Below are 14,672 nucleotides of genomic sequence, written 5' to 3'. Positions count from 1 at the left end.
CTAACCGCGATCGGCGCCTCCCGTCCGCCGTCCGGGGCGCGGAACGACGCGCGGAACGACGCGCGGACGAGGTCAGCCGCCGGAGACGCTCAGCTCGGCCTCGGCCAGGGCCGCGCGGAAGGTGTCGTCGAGCTCGCGCGAGTCGAGCCAGCCGTCGGGCACCACCGGTCGCTTCGGGGACCCCGCGCGTCCGCGCTGGCCCTCGGCGGCCTCGCCCGGGTAGGGCTGGTCGAGGTCGAGCTGCCCGAGCAACCTGTCGAGGTGCGCGAGGTCCTCCACCAGGCCGAGCTCGCGCCGCAGCTCCCCGCCCACGACGTACCCCTTGAGGTACCAGGCCATGTGCTTGCGCATCTCACGCAGGGCCTTCAGCTCGTCGTCGAACTCCTCGACCATGAGCTCGGCGTGCCGGCGGATCGCGTGGGCGACCTCGCGCAGGCCGGGCCGCACCCGCGCGTCGGACCCGTGGAACGCGGCCGCGAGGTCGGCGAACAGCCACGGCCGCCCCTGGCAGCCGCGCCCGACGACGACGCCGTCGCACCCGGTCTGGTGCACCATCGCGAGCGCGTCCTCGGCGGACCAGATGTCGCCGTTGCCGAGCACCGGGATGGACGTGACCGCCTCCTTGAGGCGGGCGATGGCCGACCAGTCCGCGGTGCCCGAGTAGTGGTCGGCCGCCGTGCGCGCGTGGAGGGCGACGGCCGCGACGCCGGCGTCCTCGGCGACCCGGCCCGCCTCGAGGTAGGTCAGGTGGTCGTCGTCGACGCCCTTGCGCATCTTGATCGTCACGGGGACCCCGTAGGGCTCCGCCGCCGCGACGGCCGCGTGCACGATGGCGGAGAACAGGTCCCGCTTCCAGGGCAGCACCGCGCCGCCGCCGCGGCGCGTCACCTTGGGCACCGGGCACCCGAAGTTGAGGTCCACGTGGTCCGCCCGGTCCTCGGCGGCCAGCATCCGCACGGCCGCGCCCACGGTCGCCGGGTCCACGCCGTAGACCTGCACCGAGCGCAGCCGCTCGTCGGGGTCGTGCCGGATGATGCGCAGCGACTCCGGCGTGCGCTCCACGAGCGCGCGCGACGTCACCATCTCGGCCACGTACAGGCCCGCGCCGTGCTCGCGGCACAGGCGCCGGAAGGCGCGGTTCGTCACGCCGGCCATCGGGGCGAGCACCACCGGCGTGTCCACGGTGAGCGGGCCGATGCGCAGCGGCGGCAGCACGGCGGGTGCGTCGGTCACCGGAGGATTCTCCCATCGTGCGCCGGGGCAGGCCGACACGGCAGGATCACCCCGTGCCGCACCTCGACCGGATGACCAGGATCATCGCCGCGATCCTCCTGCCGATCGCCCTCGCGACCGTCGTCGGGATGGTGGTGCTGTGGCCGACCGGCGAGCCGCCCAGCACCGGGATCGTCGACATGCCGGCCGAGTACCCGACCGCGCGGATCACCGGCGTCGACGCGCAGGAGTGCGGCGGGACCAACGAGGACCGGCTGCCCAGCGGGGAGATCCCGACGACCGTCCCGTGCCTGCGCCTGCACGTGGTCGTCCTGGGGGGCGACGACGACGGGCGTGAGCTCGAGATCTGGGCCCCGGCGACGGTCGGGCTGCGGGACGTCCCGGTGGGCTCGCGCATCGTCCTGGTGCACTACCTCGAGACGGAGACCGAGCCCGAGGTGTGGGCCTGGTACGACTTCGCGCGCACCGTCCCCCTGCTGCTGCTCACGGCCACGTTCGCGCTCGTGGTGATCGGGGTGGCGCGGATGCGCGGCCTGCGCGCGCTCGTCGGGCTCGCCGTGGCCTTCGTCGTCATCGGCGCGTTCATGCTGCCGGCGCTGCTGCGGGGCGCCGAGCCCCTCGCGGTCGGCCTGGTGGGCTCGGCCGCCATCATGTTCGCGGTCCTCTACCTCGCCCACGGGTTCTCCCTGCGGACCTCCGTCGCCCTGCTCGGGACGTTCGCCGGCCTGGCCGTGACGGCGCTGCTCGGCGTCATGGCGGCCGGGGCGGCACACATCACCGGGATCGAGACCGAGGACACCTACCGGCTCGCCCAGCTCACCGGGCACCTCAACAGCGACGGGCTGCGCGGCATCTTCCTGGCGGGCGTGGTGCTCGCCGGGCTCGGCGTGCTCAACGACGTCACGATCACCCAGGCGTCCGCGGTCTGGGAGCTGCGCGCGTCGGACCCGGCCGCGTCCTGGCAGACGCTCATGGCCCGCGGGATGCGCATCGGCCGCGACCACATCGCCTCGACCGTCTACACGATCGCGTTCGCCTACGCGGGGGCGGCGCTGCCCGTGCTGCTGCTGCTCGAGGTCTACCAGCTGCCCTTGTGGCAGACGATCAGCTCCGGGGAGTTCGCCGAGGAGATCACGCGCACGCTCGTCGGTTCCATCGGACTCGTGCTGGCGATCCCGCTGACCACCGCGATCGCGGCGCTCGTCGTGACGTCGGCGCCTGCGCGCGCGGTCACCGGGCACGGGCACGGCCACTCCGACGGACACTCCCACGGCCATACGCACGACGCAGGACGTGCGTCTGCGACTCAGGACCCAGGCCCGGGCGCGCAACCTACGGCAAAGTAACCTACGGAACCGTCACCTACGAGAGGCCCGTCCATGCCGACGACTCCCGCACCTGGATCCCGCTGGCCGGACCGCCCCCTTCCCCGACTGATCCAGGGCGGGATGGGCGTCGCCGTCTCCTCCTGGCGACTGGCCGGTGAGGTCGCCCGCGCCGGCCAGCTCGGCGTCGTGTCGGGCACGGCCCTCGACCTGGTCCTGGTCCGGCGGCTGCAGGACGGCGACCCGGGCCGCGCGGTCCGCCGCGCGCTCGCGGACTTCCCCTACCGGGGCGTCGCGGCCCAGATCCTTGACACGTACCTCGCGATCGACGGGCGCGCGCCCGCCGAGCCCTACGGCAAGGCGCCGAAGGCCTCGCTCCAGGCCGGCGCGGACGCCCAGCGGCTCGCGGTCGCAGCAGGGTTCGTCGAGGTCCACCTCGCCAAGGCGGGCCACGACGGCATGGTGGGCATCAACCTGCTCGAGAAGATCCAGATGTCGACGCCCGCGATCCTGTACGGCGCGATGCTCGCCGGCGTCGACGTCGTGCTCATGGGGGCGGGCATCCCACGGGAGATCCCGCACCTGCTCGACGAGCTCGCCGCCCACCACCGCGGCGAGGTGCCCGTCGACGTGCTGGGCGCCGCGGAGGGCACGCACCGCGTGGTGCTCGATGCCGCCGACCTGTTCGACGGCGCTCCGCCCGCCCTCCGCCGGCCCGCCTTCGTGGCGATCGTCTCCGCGGACATCCTGGCCACCCACCTCGCGAAGGACGACCGCACGCGACCGGACGGGTTCGTCGTCGAGGGCCCGACCGCCGGCGGGCACAACGCGCCTGCGCGCGGCCGCCCGGTGCTCGACGACCTGGGTCAGCCGGTGTTCGGGCCCCGGGACGAGGCCGACCTCGACCGCGTCGCTGCCACGGAGCTGCCCTTCTGGCTGGCCGGCGGGTACGGCACGCCCGAGGGCCTCGCGCGTGCGCTGGCGGCCGGTGCGACCGGCGTCCAGGTCGGCACCGCGTTCGCCCTCGCCGCCGAGTCCGGCTTCACGCCGGCCCTGCGCGCCCAGGCCCTCGAGCAGCTGCGCGCGGGCACTCTCGAGGTGCGCACCGACCCGCTGGTGTCCCCGACGGGCTTCCCGTTCAAGGTCGCCCAGCTGCCGGGCACGCTCGCGGACAAGGCGCTCGCGGAGGCCCGGGTCCGCCCGCCGTGCGACCTCGGCTACCTGCGCCGGCCGTACGTCCGGCCGACCGGCACCGTGGGCTACCAGTGCCCTGCCGAGCCGGTCGACGTGTACGTCCGCAAGGGCGGTACGGCCGAGGCGGCCGCCGGCCGCGGCTGCCTGTGCAACTCGCTGCTGGCGGCCGTCGGTCTGGGGCAGGTGCGCGGCGACGCCGTCGAGCTGCCGCTCGTCACGCTCGGCACGGACCTCGACGGTGCGCGTCGGCTCCTCGAGGCGCACCCGGGCGGCTGGACGGCCCACGACGTCGTCGACTGGGTCGTGGCGTCGTCGTCCGTGCAGCCCGCCTGAGCCGCACCCGAGCGAGGGTCTGGCTCAGGCGTCCTCGTCCGGCTTCGGCGCGGACGAGCGGGCCGCCGAGCGCTCGGCGCGGTCGCGGATGCCGCGCAGCATGCGCTCGGTCATGACGAAGCTCACCCACGACACCGGCTCGACCATGCGACCGGCCCAGCCGGTCCGGTAGCCGTACCGCTCACGGACCACGAGCCGCGTGCGGCCGTCGGCGGCCGGGCGCAGGACGAAGGCCCAGGTGAAGTCGAACGGGACCGGACCCTCGTCGTCCACCGGGCCCGCGCCGTGCAGCACCAGGGCCTCCAGCGGGCGCACGACGGCCACGGGCAGCGCGAACTCCGGGTGCAGGTGCACCTCGTCGCCGACCTCGACGCCCTGCCACTCCGGCACGACGGCGTCCGCGCTCGTGATGTCGCAGCCCGCGAGGTTCTCGAGCCGGTCGTAGGAGTAGAAGCCGCCGCGCCCCTGGCCCATCTGGACGAGCCAGGGCCAGACGTCGGCGGCCGACGCGCGGATGGTGATCGCGCGCGTGGCGACGAGGTCCGCGGCGGGGACCAGGTCGTCGCCCGGCAGGTCGGCGGCCTCCTCCTCCGGGGTCGCCCCGAAGGCGAGCTGCGCGCGTCGCCCCTGGCGGTAGGCGGCGACCGCACCGGCGGCCGCGACGGCGGCGAGAAGGGTCCGACGGACGACGGCGGCGCTGTTCACGCGCACCAGTGAACCGCGCGTCGGGCCGCGCTGTCAGGGCCGATCGGCCCGAGGCGGTGCGCACCCGGCGACAACCTCCGCCCCCGGTGCTGCGTTCTCTAGGGTGTGAGCACGATGGCGAGCGAGGAGCTGCGACCACCACCCGGGGCGACCGGCACGGCGGATCCCGACGTCGCCGCGGTGCATCTGGTCGGCCTGCGACGCACCGCCGACGACGACTTCACGGCGTTCGTCGCCGCCCACCAGGCCGATCTCCTGCGGACGGCCTGGCTGCTGGTCGGCGACGCGCACCGGGCGGAGGAGCTGACGCAGCAGGCGCTCGTGCGCACGTACGCCGCATGGGCGCGGGCCGGTTCGGGCGACCCGCTCGCCTACACCCGCCGCGTCCTGGTGAACCTGCGCACGGACAGCTGGCGACGCCGGCGCCGCGAGGTGCTGGTCGACCGCGTACCCGACGAGGCCGCAGGCCTGGGCACGCCGCCCGCGCGGGACGCAGCCGACGACCACGCCGACCGCGACCGCCTCGTCCGCGCCCTCGCGGCACTCACCCCCAAGCAGCGCCGCGTCGTCGTGCTCCGGCACCTCGTGGGGCTCCCGGAGGCCGAGGTCGCCGACCACCTCGGCGTGAGCGTCGGCACCGTGAAGTCCACCTCCTCACGGGCCCTCGCGCAGCTGCGCGACGCGCTCGCCGTGACCACCAGCGGGAGCGACTCATGACCCTGACCGACGACGAACTCGTCCGCTCCCTCGCCGAGCAGGTCGACCGCGCCCTGCCCACGATGTCGCTCGACCCGGCGGCGCTGGTCGCCGGGGGGCGGCGGTACCGCCGGCGCCGGACGGCCGCCCGGGCCGCGGGCGGGCTGGGTGCCACGCTCGCCCTGGTCGCCGTCGTGGTCGCCCAGGGCCTGACCGCCGACCGCGACGGACCGGCCGGTCCCGAGCAGATCGTCGTGGGTGACCTCACAGTCACAGCCGCCGTGGCGGCCGTCGCGACGGAGACCAGCGAAGGCATGATGTACGACCTCGGCCTCCCGCGGGACGCCGCACGTCCGGAGGGGAGTCGAGTCGTGCTCGACGCCGAACCCGGATGGCTGGGGCTGCGACCTTTCGACCCGTCGACCGGCTCCGTCGGGCAGGTGGGCGCGGGCATGGGGTTCAGCGAACCGCCCGTCGGCGGCACCTTCAGCAGCGGCACGAACGCCACCCTGCTGGGCGTGGTCCGGACGGGCGAGACGCCGGAACTCGTCCTGGACGGCACACCGGCCCGGAGCCTGCCGACCTTCCGTGTTCCTGGCGTGGATGGCCGGGTCCTCGTCCTGAGCATCTCCGGCCGAGCAGGGAGTTCCACGTGGCCGACGGTCGCGGTCCGCCTTGGTACGGATGCCGACAGCCGCCCGATCGAGGTCGCCCTGGAGAACACTGCGACGTCGGCGGTGTGGTCTCCCACGTCCGTCGGGGAGGTGGACACGGACCTCGGCCCGGCGATCGAGCTCGGCGGCCCCGGCATGCCCGGCGGTGAGCGCGGGGTCGTGCTGATCCCGCGCGGGACCGAGGCGTTCACCGACCCTGCCACCGCAGCGGCTGACCTGCACCCGTGGGGCGACCTGACCGGTGCACCGTTGGCGACGCTCAGGTGGCCGGCGGAGACGTCATCGACCTCTGCGCTCGACGACGTCTCCGACGGCGCGATCGTCGACGGCGTCGCCTACCTCGTCGGCGTCGTGCCGTCCGACGCGACGACAGTCGTCGCGCGGGTCGGCGACACGCGGGTCCCGCTCGGCACGTTCACCATGAGTCAGCTGCCCGGCCGTCAGGTGTACGTCGCTGCCATCGACGTCGCCGGTGCCGATCCCCTGCCCACGCTCGGTGTCGAGTACCGCGACGGGCGTGGCCTGTCCACGTCGGGCTGGGTGCTCCTCCCCTGAGGCGATCCCTGCCGCGGGGGCGCCGTCAGCAGCCGACGAGGCGCTCCGCCAGCCAGCTGCGCACCTGCGCGATCGCCACGCGCTCCTGCGCCATCGAGTCGCGCTGGCGGATCGTGACCGCCTGGTCCTCGAGGGTGTCGAAGTCCACCGTGATGCAGTACGGGGTGCCGACCTCGTCCTGACGGCGGTAGCGGCGGCCGATGGCGCCGGCGTCGTCGAAGTCCACGTTCCAGGACTTGCGCAGCTCGGCGGCGAGGTCGCGCGCGGCCGGCGAGAGGTCCTCGTGGCGCGACAGCGGGAGGACGGCGGCCTTGGTCGGGGCCAGCCGGTGGTCGAGCCGCAGCACGGTGCGGGTGTCGACGCCGCCCTTGGCGTTGGGCGCCTCGTCCTCGGCGTACGCCTCGATGAGGAACGCCATGAGCGACCGCGTCAGGCCGGCTGCGGGCTCGATGACGTACGGCACCCAGCGCTCACCCTTGGCCTGGTCGAAGTACGACAGGTCCTGGCCGGAGTGCTCGCTGTGGGTCTTGAGGTCGAAGTCGGTGCGGTTCGCGATGCCCTCGAGCTCGCCCCACTCGCTGCCGGTGAAGCCGAACCGGTACTCGATGTCGACGGTGCGCGTCGAGTAGTGGGACAGCTTCTCCTTCGGGTGCTCGTAGTGGCGCAGGTTGTCGCGCCCGATGCCGAGGTCCACGTACCAGTCGGTGCGGTAGTCGATCCAGTACTGGTGCCACTGCTCGTCGGTCCCGGGCTCGACGAAGAACTCCATCTCCATCTGCTCGAACTCGCGCGTGCGGAAGATGAAGTTGCCCGGCGTGATCTCGTTGCGGAACGACTTGCCGATCTGCCCGATGCCGAACGGCGGCTTCTTGCGGGCGCTCGCCATGACGTTGGCGAAGTTCACGAAGATGCCCTGCGCGGTCTCCGGCCGCAGGTAGTGCAGGCCGGACTCGTCCTCGACGGGGCCGAGGTAGGTCTTGAGCATCATGTTGAAGTCGCGGGGCTCGGTCCACTTGCCGCGGGTGCCGCAGTTCGGGCACGCGACCTCGGCGAGGCCGCCCTCGGGCTCGCGGCCCTTGCGCTCGGTGAACTCCTCGATCATCTGGTCCTCGCGGAACCGCTTGTGGCACGAGAGACACTCGGTCAGCGGGTCGGAGAACACGGCGAGGTGCCCGGAGGCGACCCACACCTGCTTGGGCAGGATCACGGAGGAGTCCAGGCCGACGATGTCGTCGCGGCTCGTCACCATCGCGCGCCACCACTGGCGCTTGATGTTCTCCTTCAGCTCGACGCCGAGGGGCCCGTAGTCCCACGCCGACCGCGTGCCGCCGTAGATCTCCCCCGACGGGAAGACGAAGCCGCGGCGCTTGGCCAGGCTGATGACCTTGTCGAGGCGGGACTCTGCCACGGGTGCTCCTTGCGTGCCGCACGTGGCTCGCGCGGCGGCTGGTGGGGACGGGTGCTCGGCTTCGGCGCTGCACGCCTGGGTGCCGAGCGCCAAGGCTACCGGTGTCCGCGGCCACCGGTTTGACAGGCACTCCGCCCCTTAATGAGAATGATCCTCATGTTCAGACGACGTGCTGCCCTCCCCGCCCTGCTCGCCGCCTCCGCGCTGACCCTCGCCGGGTGCGGCGCGTCGTCGGCCGGTTCCGACGACGGCATCCAGGTGCTCGCGTCGATCTACCCCCTCGCCTACGCGGCCGAGCGGGTCGGCGGCGACCTCGTCTCCGTCTCGACGGCGACGCCCGCCGGGACCGACCCCCACTCGGTCGAGCTCTCCCCGCGCCAGCTCCGCGACGTCGGCGACGCCGACCTCGTCGTGTACCTCGGCGGCTTCCAGGCGGCCGTCGACGAGGCGGTGAGCGAGCGGGCACCCGACCACGCGCTCGACGTCGCCACGGTGGCCGACCTCCAGCCACTGCCGGCGGGGGCCGCCGACGAGCACGCGGACGACGAGCACGCGGACGACGAGCACGGTGGCCTCGACCCGCACTTCTGGCTGGACACCGAGCGCCTGGCGGCCGCGGCGCGCGCGATCGCCGACGACCTCGCCCGCGTCGACCCGGACCACGCGCAGACGTACCGCGCCAACGCAGGCGTCCTCGCCGACGAGCTGGCTGCCCTCGACGACGAGTACGCGGCCGCCCTGACGACCTGCGACAGCGACGTCGTCGTCACGTCGCACGCCGCTTTCGGCTACCTCACCGAGCGCTACGGTCTGCGCCAGGTGAGCGTGTCCGGCATCGACCCCGAGGGCGAGCCCTCGCCTGCGCGCATCCGTGCCGTGCGCGAGACCATCGCCGATCTCGGCGTGACGGCCGTCTTCACCGAGCCCCTCGCCGATCCCGCCGTGGCGGCGACCCTGGCCGAGGACCTCGGCGTCGACGTGCTCCAGCTCGACCCCCTCGACAGCCACGACCCGGACGCGCCCGACTACCGTGAGGTCATGGCCACCAACCTCGACGCCCTGCGCACCGGCCTGGGCTGCGCATGAGCGAGGCCATCGACGCCCGCGGCGTCGTCGTCGAGCTCGGTGGCGCACCGATCGTGCGCAGCGTGGACCTCGCCGTCGGCGAGGGCGAGGTCGTCGCGCTGCTCGGCGCCAACGGCTCGGGCAAGTCCACCCTCGTCCGCTCCCTGGTCGGCGTCGTCCCGCTCGCGGCGGGCTCCGTCCGGCTCCTGGGCGCGACGCTCGGGAGGCAGGTCCCCTGGGGAGACGTCGGCTACGTCCCGCAGCGCGTGAGCGCGACGAGCGGCGTGCCGGCGACGGCCTGCGAGGTCGTGCTGTCCGGCACGCTGCACGGACGGCGGCTGCGCCCACCGCGCGACGGTCGCGAGCGGGCGTGCGCCGCGCTGGCCGCCGTGGGCCTGGGCGCCGAGGCCGACACCGCCGTCCGCACGCTCTCAGGAGGGCAGCAGCAACGCGTGCTCATCGCGCGCGCGCTCGTGCGCCAGCCGCGGCTCCTGCTCCTCGACGAGCCGGTGGCCGGCGTCGACGTGCCGAGCCAGCAGACCTTCGCCCGTGCCCTCGCTGAGCTGGCCGCGGCCGGGACGACGGTGCTCGTCGTCCTGCACGAGCTCGGCGCCCTCGCCCCGCTGATCCAGCGGGCCGTCGTGCTGCGGCACGGCGCGGTGGTCCACGACGGCGCCCCGCCACGCCCCGCGCCCGACCACGCCGCCGCGGGGCACGAGCACATCCACCCGCACGACGGCGACGTCGACCCGGTGCACGACGAGTCCGGCGTGACCCCGACCGTGAGGTGGCAGCCATGATCGAGATGCTCACCGATCCCCTCATGCAGCGCGCACTCCTGGTCGCTCTGCTCGTCGGGCTGGCCGCACCGGTCATCGGCACCTACCTGGTCCAGCGCAGGCTGTCGCTGCTCGGCGACGGCATCGGGCACGTCGCGCTGACGGGCGTCGCCCTCGGCTGGCTCGTCGGCAATGCGGCCGGGCTCGTCCCGCAGGACACGCTGGCGATCCCCGGCGCCGTCGTGGCGGCGATCCTCGGCGCCGTCGCCATCGAGGTGGTCCGCGCCAAGGGCCGCACCAGCGGCGACGTGGCGCTGGCCCTGCTGTTCTACGGCGGCATCGCCGGCGGCGTCCTGATCATCTCGCTCGCGGGCGGCAGCAACGCGAACCTGGTCGGCTACCTCTTCGGCTCGATCTCGACGGTGTCGACGCAGGACCTCGTGGTCACCGTGGCGCTCTCGGTGCTCGTGCTGGCCGTCGGGCTCGGGCTGCGCACCGCGCTGTTCGCCGTCTGCCACGACGAGGAGTTCGCGCGTGCGGCCGGCCTGCCCGTGGGCGCGCTGAACGTCGTCATCGCCGTCGTCGCCGCCCTCACGGTCACCGTCGCGATGCGGGTGGTCGGGGTGCTCCTGGTCAGCGCCCTCATGATCGTCCCGGTGGCGGTCGCCCAGATGGTCACCTCCTCGTTCCGGCGGACGATGGCGGTCGCCATGACCGTCGGCGTGGTCGTGTGCCTGGCGGGCCTGACCATCACCTACTTCCACGACGCCTCGCCGGGCGCCACGATCGTCGTGCTCGCCATCGGCCTGTACGCGCTCGCCGCGGCCGCGCGGCCGCTCGTCGCCAGTGCGCGGCGAGGCGGCACCCACGACCCGCACCCGGAGCTCCCGGACGACGTCGTGGTGGAGGCGCCATGATCCAGCGGATGACGCGGCAGCGCTCGGCCGTCGCCGAGCTGCTCGCCGACGTCGACGACTTCCGGAGCGCGCAGCAGCTCCACGAGCTCCTGCGCGGGCGCGGCAACGAGATCGGGCTGGCGACCGTCTACCGGACGCTCCAGACGCTCGCCGACGCGGGCGAGGTCGACGTGCTGCGCGCGGAGGACGGCGAGGCCCTCTACCGCCGGTGCTCGCGGCGCGAGCACCACCACCATCTCGTGTGCCGACGCTGCGGCACGGCCGAGGAGATCGACGGTCCGGGCGTCGAGGCCTGGGCGGAGGCCGTCGGTGCGGCCCACGGGTTCTCGGACATCGTGCACACGATGGAGCTCTCGGGGATCTGCGCCTCCTGCGCGGCGGAGGCGGGAGACGCCTGATGCCGGACTGGATGTCGGGCTGGCCGCTGCTGGCGGTCTACCTCTTCTTCCTCTTCGGGGCGGTCGCGCGGTCCCAGGCCATCTTCTGGCTCGGTCGAGGCGTCACCGCGGGCGCCGAGCACTCGCGGTGGCGTGCGCGCGCCGAGTCGCCGCGGGTGCGCCGGGCGACCCGCACGGTCGAGCGCTGGGGCATGCCGATCGTCCCGGCGGCCTTCCTGACCGTCGGGTTCCAGTCCGCCGTGTTCCTCGCCGTCGGCCTGCTGCGCGTCGGGTGGCTCCGCTTCACGCTCTGGTCGCTGCCGGGCTGCCTCGTCTGGGCCGCCCTGTGGGGCGGCGGTGGACTGGCGGCCCTGGCCGGCGCCCGCGAGCTCTCCGAACGCTCGCCCTGGCTGCTCGCGTCCGTCCTCCTCGCCGCCGGGCTCGTGGTCGCCGTGATCGCCGGCCGCATCCGGCGCCGCCGCGAGCAGGCGGACGCCGTGACCATGCTCGCGGACCAGGCGGACGGACGCCCGGAGCTGCCCCGATGACGACCGGACGCCTGATCACGCTCGCGCGCTACCCGGTGAAGTCCCTGGGGGGCGAGGAGCTCGCCGAGGCCCGTGTCGACGCGCGCGGGCTCGAGCACGACCGGGCGTGGGCTGCCTACACCGTCGACGGCTTCATCGGCTCCGGCAAGCGCACCCGCCGCTTCCGTCCCGTCGACGGACTGCTGCAGTGGACGGCGGCGATGGCCGACGACGCGCCCGTCGTGACCGGACCCGACGGCCGCTCGTGGCGCGCGGACACCCCCGAGGCCGCCGCGGCGCTCAGCGCGTCGTGCGGCGAGCCCCTGCGGCTCGCGCCCGAAGGGACGGTTCCCCACCACGACGACGCCCCGGTCCACGTGCTCACCACCGCGTCCGTACGGGCGCTCGCCGAGCGCGTCGGGGCGCCGCTCGACCCCCGCCGCTTCCGCGCCAACCTCCTGCTCGACCTCGACGAGACGCCGGGCAGCCCGACACCGTGGCCGGAGGACGACTGGCTGGGCCTGACCCTCACGGTCGGCGAGGTGGTCCTGCGCCTCACGGCACCGATGACGCGCTGCGTCATGGTCAACGCCGCGCAGCCGGGCATCGTCGACGACGCGCGGGTGCTGCGGTCGCTCGGGGATCGGGGCGCGCGGCTCGGCCTGATGGCGGACGTCGTCGTCCCGGGCGTCGTCCGGCGCGGCGACCGCGTGGCGATCCGGTAGCTCCTCACGGCGCGCGGCAGGTCACCGCCGCCTGCGGTCCCGCCCGCGGCTCAGTGGGCCTGCGAGACGCAGAACTGGTTGCCCTCCGGGTCCGACAGGACGACCCACGCGAAGCCCGACTCCTCGTGCCGCGCGACCTCGAGCGCCCCCTCGGCGAGCAGGCGCTCGACCTCGAGCTCGCGGTCGGGAGCCGTCAGGTCGAGATGGACGCGGTTCTTCCCCGGCGTCGGCTCGCCGACCCGCTGGAAGCCCAGCCGCGGCCCGTGCTCCGCCGCGACGATGAGGTACTCGTCGCCCTCGAACCCCTCCACGACGCGACCGCCCACCTGCCGCGCCCACCACTCACCGAGCGCCCGGGGGTCGCGGCAGTCGATCGTCACCATCTCGATGCGCATCATGGTCATGACGCTAGTGGGCCGGTCCGACGCCCGGTGCCTCCTGACGCTCCACGCGGGTCACGAGCCGGCGGCCTTGTCGACCGCCCCGCCGTAACGCCGGTCGCGGCGCGCGTACGTCTCGACGGCGCGCCACAGGTGCCTGCGGTCGACGTCGGGCCAGTACTCGTCCAGGAAGACCAGCTCGGCGTACGCGGCCTGCCAGATCATGAAGTTGCTCGTCCGCTGCTCGCCCGAGGTGCGCAGGAACAGGTCGACGTCGGGCAGGTCCGGCTCGTCGAGGTGCCGGGCGACCGTCCGCTCGTCGACCCGCTCGGGGTCCAGACGACCCGCGGCGACCTCGCGCGCGATCGCCCGAGCAGCGTCCGCGACCTCAGCCCGGCCGCCGTAGTTCACGCACATCGTGAGCGTGCAGACCGTGTTCTGGCGGGTGAGCTCCTCGGCCGTCTCGAGCTCGGTGATCACCGAGCGCCACAGCCGTGGGCGCCGACCGGCCCACCGCACCCGGACCCCCCAGTCGTGCATGGTGTCGCGCCGACGCCGGAGCACGTCGCGGTTGAAGCCCATGAGGAAGCGGACCTCGTCCGGCGAGCGCTTCCAGTTCTCGGTCGAGAACGCGTAGGCGGACACGTGGGTCACGCCGATCTCGATGGCGCCCGCGACGACGTCGAGCAGTGCCGCCTCGCCCGCCGCGTGCCCCGCGGTGCGCGGCAGTCCTCGCTCGTTGGCCCAGCGGCCGTTGCCGTCCATGACGATCGCCACGTGCCGGGGGACGAACTCGCGCGGGATGTCGGGCGGGCGCGCGCCCGACGGGTGCGGCGGCGGCGGGACCACGACGTGCGGGCTCGCGGTGACCGCGCGACGCCGCTCGGCCGCCATCAGGCGCGCTCCACCATCGGCAGGGAGCGCAGCCCGCGCTCGAGGTGGAACTGCAGGAAGGCCGCCACCAGCCCGCTCCCTTCCCGGCGATGCCGGTCGTTGCTGTCGTCTGCATTGGCCCAGTCGCCGGACAGGAGGGCCGCGAGCAGCGCGAACGTCTCCGGCGCCGGTGCGGCGGCGCCGGGCGGCCGGCACGCGGCGCACACCGCGCCGCCGGAGCCGACGGCGAACGCGCGGTGCGGCCCGGGCGCCCCGCACCGCGCGCAGTCGGTGAACGACGGCGCCCACCCGGCGACCGAGAGCGAGCGCAGCAGGTAGGCGTCCAGCACGAGCCCGGGGTCGTGCGCGCGCTCGGCCAGGGCGCGCACGGCGCCCACGAGGAGCAGGTACTGCTGGACCGCCGGCTCGCGCTCCGCCTCGACGAGGCGCTCCGCCGTCTCGAGCATCGCGGTGCCCGCCGTGTAGAGGGCGTAGTCGGCGCTCACCGAGCCGGCGAAGGCCCCGAGCGTCTCCACCTGCGTGACGATGTCGAGGTTGCGCCCGGTATACAGCTGGGCGTCGACGACCATGAACGGCTCCAGGCGCGAACCGAACCGCGACGAGGTCCGCCGCACCCCCTTCGCCACGGCCCGGACCTTGCCGTTGGCCCTGGTCAGGAGCGTGACGATGCGGTCGGCCTCGCCCAGCTTGTGGGTGCGCAGGACGATCGCCTCGTCGCGGTACAGGCTCACCCGGTCATTCTCCCCCACCGCCCCGACGGGCGACGGCCGCCGCGTCGGGCACCTGTGGAGCACTCATGGAGATCTCGGGAGGCCTGCGGAAAAGACCATGACCGGCGAGTGCGCGCGACCTAGCCTGATCATGCCGTCCGGCAGCCCCGGGCGG

16 protein-coding genes are annotated in these 14,672 nt (G+C 74.3%); 10 read left to right on the top strand and 6 right to left on the bottom strand.

The genetic code is table 11. The features are described 5' to 3' along the window. Nucleotides 1–72 precede the first annotated feature (72 nt). The gene (gene dusB, locus AFE02nite_RS01530) at nt 73–1,233 is read right to left on the bottom strand and encodes a tRNA dihydrouridine synthase DusB (RefSeq protein ID WP_034243471.1); all 1,161 of its coding nucleotides are present in this window, start codon (nt 1,231–1,233) and stop codon (nt 73–75) included. Between the two features lie 53 nt (nt 1,234–1,286). Between dusB and AFE02nite_RS01525 the strand changes: the two genes are divergently transcribed. Both AFE02nite_RS01525 and AFE02nite_RS01520 read left to right on the top strand, forming a co-directional pair. After that, nucleotides 1,287–2,579, top strand: coding sequence for a YibE/F family protein (locus AFE02nite_RS01525; RefSeq protein ID WP_261765359.1), 1,293 nt, complete (start codon nt 1,287–1,289; stop codon nt 2,577–2,579). A gap of 102 nt (nt 2,580–2,681) precedes the next feature. Beyond that, the gene (locus AFE02nite_RS01520) at nt 2,682–4,085 is read left to right on the top strand and encodes a nitronate monooxygenase (RefSeq protein WP_034243474.1); all 1,404 of its coding nucleotides are present in this window, start codon (nt 2,682–2,684) and stop codon (nt 4,083–4,085) included. 24 nt (nt 4,086–4,109) lie between these two features. Here the strand turns inward: AFE02nite_RS01520 and AFE02nite_RS01515 are convergent, their stop codons facing one another. Beyond that, a complete protein-coding gene (locus AFE02nite_RS01515; RefSeq protein WP_034243524.1) occupies nt 4,110–4,790 on the bottom strand; it encodes an SRPBCC family protein in 681 nt (226 codons plus the stop codon). A gap of 114 nt (nt 4,791–4,904) precedes the next feature. Between AFE02nite_RS01515 and AFE02nite_RS01510 the strand changes: the two genes are divergently transcribed. Further along, nucleotides 4,905–5,507, top strand: a complete 603-nt coding sequence (locus AFE02nite_RS01510; RefSeq protein ID WP_146818962.1) for a SigE family RNA polymerase sigma factor — start codon at nt 4,905–4,907, stop codon at nt 5,505–5,507. Further along, nucleotides 5,504–6,715, top strand: a complete 1,212-nt coding sequence (locus AFE02nite_RS01505; RefSeq protein WP_034243476.1) for a hypothetical protein — start codon at nt 5,504–5,506, stop codon at nt 6,713–6,715. Before AFE02nite_RS01510 ends, AFE02nite_RS01505 begins: the two co-directional genes overlap by 4 nt. A 25-nt stretch (nt 6,716–6,740) precedes the next feature. On the opposite strand, the gene AFE02nite_RS01500 is transcribed toward AFE02nite_RS01505, so the two are convergent. Further along, nucleotides 6,741–8,123: a glycine--tRNA ligase gene (locus AFE02nite_RS01500; RefSeq protein WP_034243479.1), complete on the bottom strand. Its 1,383-nt coding sequence runs from the start codon at nt 8,121–8,123 to the stop codon at nt 6,741–6,743. Between the two features lie 156 nt (nt 8,124–8,279). On the opposite strand from AFE02nite_RS01500, the gene AFE02nite_RS01495 reads away from it, so the two are divergent. The 6 genes from AFE02nite_RS01495 to AFE02nite_RS01470 are packed head-to-tail and all read left to right on the top strand — an operon-like array spanning nt 8,280 to nt 12,513. After that, the gene (locus tag AFE02nite_RS01495) at nt 8,280–9,209 is read left to right on the top strand and encodes a metal ABC transporter substrate-binding protein (RefSeq protein WP_146818961.1); all 930 of its coding nucleotides are present in this window, start codon (nt 8,280–8,282) and stop codon (nt 9,207–9,209) included. Next, nucleotides 9,206–9,988: a metal ABC transporter ATP-binding protein gene (locus tag AFE02nite_RS01490; protein WP_034243482.1), complete on the top strand. Its 783-nt coding sequence runs from the start codon at nt 9,206–9,208 to the stop codon at nt 9,986–9,988. Before AFE02nite_RS01495 ends, AFE02nite_RS01490 begins: the two co-directional genes overlap by 4 nt. Continuing rightward, nucleotides 9,985–10,884 (top strand): metal ABC transporter permease, encoded by a 900-nt coding sequence (locus AFE02nite_RS01485; RefSeq protein WP_034243485.1) that lies wholly within the window; start codon nt 9,985–9,987, stop codon nt 10,882–10,884. The genes AFE02nite_RS01490 and AFE02nite_RS01485 overlap by 4 nt, the downstream gene beginning before the upstream one ends. After that, on the top strand, nt 10,881–11,282 hold the full coding sequence (locus tag AFE02nite_RS01480; protein ID WP_034243488.1) for a Fur family transcriptional regulator: 402 nt from the start codon (nt 10,881–10,883) through the stop codon (nt 11,280–11,282). The genes AFE02nite_RS01485 and AFE02nite_RS01480 overlap by 4 nt, the downstream gene beginning before the upstream one ends. Beyond that, nucleotides 11,282–11,809 (top strand): DedA family protein, encoded by a 528-nt coding sequence (locus tag AFE02nite_RS01475; RefSeq protein ID WP_052113387.1) that lies wholly within the window; start codon nt 11,282–11,284, stop codon nt 11,807–11,809. Before AFE02nite_RS01480 ends, AFE02nite_RS01475 begins: the two co-directional genes overlap by 1 nt. Further along, the gene (locus AFE02nite_RS01470; protein ID WP_034243491.1) at nt 11,806–12,513 is read left to right on the top strand and encodes an MOSC domain-containing protein; all 708 of its coding nucleotides are present in this window, start codon (nt 11,806–11,808) and stop codon (nt 12,511–12,513) included. The genes AFE02nite_RS01475 and AFE02nite_RS01470 overlap by 4 nt, the downstream gene beginning before the upstream one ends. A 50-nt stretch (nt 12,514–12,563) precedes the next feature. Here the strand turns inward: AFE02nite_RS01470 and AFE02nite_RS01465 are convergent, their stop codons facing one another. From AFE02nite_RS01465 to recO, 3 genes are read right to left on the bottom strand one after another with little or no spacing between them, the layout of a single operon-like run. Continuing rightward, on the bottom strand, nt 12,564–12,911 hold the full coding sequence (locus AFE02nite_RS01465) for a VOC family protein (RefSeq protein WP_261765357.1): 348 nt from the start codon (nt 12,909–12,911) through the stop codon (nt 12,564–12,566). A 57-nt stretch (nt 12,912–12,968) separates the two neighbouring features. Then, the gene (locus AFE02nite_RS01460) at nt 12,969–13,787 is read right to left on the bottom strand and encodes an isoprenyl transferase (protein ID WP_052113388.1); all 819 of its coding nucleotides are present in this window, start codon (nt 13,785–13,787) and stop codon (nt 12,969–12,971) included. Next, nucleotides 13,787–14,518: a DNA repair protein RecO gene (gene recO / locus AFE02nite_RS01455; RefSeq protein WP_146818960.1), complete on the bottom strand. Its 732-nt coding sequence runs from the start codon at nt 14,516–14,518 to the stop codon at nt 13,787–13,789. The genes AFE02nite_RS01460 and recO overlap by 1 nt, the downstream gene beginning before the upstream one ends. Nucleotides 14,519–14,672: the final 154 nt, after the last annotated feature.

The sequence above is a fragment of the Actinotalea fermentans genome, from assembly GCF_007991475.1.
Classification (GTDB): Bacteria; Actinomycetota; Actinomycetes; order Actinomycetales; family Cellulomonadaceae; genus Actinotalea; species Actinotalea fermentans.
Note: the sequence above shows the minus strand (reverse complement) of the source record. Positions and strands in the feature narration are given on the sequence as shown.

Excerpts from the sequence above, each read along its gene's own strand:
- AFE02nite_RS01520 (WP_034243474.1), top strand. The coding sequence starts at position 2,682 with ATGGGCGTCGCCGTCTCCTCCTGGCGACTGGCCGGTGAGGTCGCCCGC.
- AFE02nite_RS01510 (WP_146818962.1), top strand. The coding sequence starts at position 4,905 with ATGGCGAGCGAGGAGCTGCGACCACCACCCGGGGCGACCGGCACGGCG.
- AFE02nite_RS01505 (WP_034243476.1), top strand. The coding sequence starts at position 5,504 with ATGACCCTGACCGACGACGAACTCGTCCGCTCCCTCGCCGAGCAGGTC.
- AFE02nite_RS01495 (WP_146818961.1), top strand. The coding sequence starts at position 8,280 with ATGTTCAGACGACGTGCTGCCCTCCCCGCCCTGCTCGCCGCCTCCGCG.
- AFE02nite_RS01490 (WP_034243482.1), top strand. The coding sequence starts at position 9,206 with ATGAGCGAGGCCATCGACGCCCGCGGCGTCGTCGTCGAGCTCGGTGGC.
- AFE02nite_RS01485 (WP_034243485.1), top strand. The coding sequence starts at position 9,985 with ATGATCGAGATGCTCACCGATCCCCTCATGCAGCGCGCACTCCTGGTC.
- AFE02nite_RS01480 (WP_034243488.1), top strand. The coding sequence starts at position 10,881 with ATGATCCAGCGGATGACGCGGCAGCGCTCGGCCGTCGCCGAGCTGCTC.
- AFE02nite_RS01475 (WP_052113387.1), top strand. The coding sequence starts at position 11,282 with ATGCCGGACTGGATGTCGGGCTGGCCGCTGCTGGCGGTCTACCTCTTC.
- AFE02nite_RS01470 (WP_034243491.1), top strand. The coding sequence starts at position 11,806 with ATGACGACCGGACGCCTGATCACGCTCGCGCGCTACCCGGTGAAGTCC.
- AFE02nite_RS01465 (WP_261765357.1), bottom strand. The coding sequence starts at position 12,911 with ATGATGCGCATCGAGATGGTGACGATCGACTGCCGCGACCCCCGGGCG.
- AFE02nite_RS01460 (WP_052113388.1), bottom strand. The coding sequence starts at position 13,787 with ATGGCGGCCGAGCGGCGTCGCGCGGTCACCGCGAGCCCGCACGTCGTG.